Source organism: Streptococcus suis (genome assembly GCF_002960445.1).
GTDB lineage: Bacteria > Bacillota > Bacilli > Lactobacillales > Streptococcaceae > Streptococcus > Streptococcus hyiners.
This window is the reverse complement of the sequence record NZ_POJD01000273.1, coordinates 1-598: the sequence shown is the minus strand read 5'-3', so window position 1 is coordinate 598 and position 598 is coordinate 1. Positions and strand designations below refer to the sequence as shown.

General features: G+C 36.8%; 1 protein-coding gene. It reads right to left on the bottom strand.

Annotated features, from left to right (window positions below):
- Positions 1-598: discoidin domain-containing protein (locus tag C1G53_RS09645; RefSeq protein WP_161941404.1), on the bottom strand; the 598-nt coding region annotated here is incomplete at both ends.

Here is a 598-nt window from a genome sequence, read left to right as displayed (position 1 = left end):
GCCATTAAATTCATCAGACCAGACTAATGTATCGTATTCAGATTTTGGTGGAACATATTCTGGAGCAGATTCGTCATAAGATTTTCCTCGTCCCATAATCTGAATTTCTGAATATCGAAGAGGAGTATCATCTACGCGCGTACCTCTAAAGCGAACATAACGCGCTTTAGAGTTCTTCGGAGTTTTAATTGTTATAATCTGTTCCTTGTCAATGGTGAAATTTTCATTCTTATAGATTGTATTATAATTATTACCATCATTATAATCATCATCCAAATCTATCCGGAAATTACGATACTCTCCAGGAGCTAACTGAACCTTGATTTCCTCAATAGTATAGACATTTCTAAATTCATATTGAAGATAAGCTTTATCCCCTATTGATTCTTGAGTAGTATAATTCTCGTCGAACTTTCCATCGTTAATGGCTTCTGGATTAGTTGGAGCCTTACCATAGAAATATGGTTTTTTCAATTTAGCGAGGTTGACTAGCTCGGTTTGTGGTTCTTCATTCGTACCAGCATCTGCTTCAACCTGCGCCAAGACTTCTATCTCGTTAAAGAGAACGCCATTACTATATCCCTTCCAGGAACTGTTT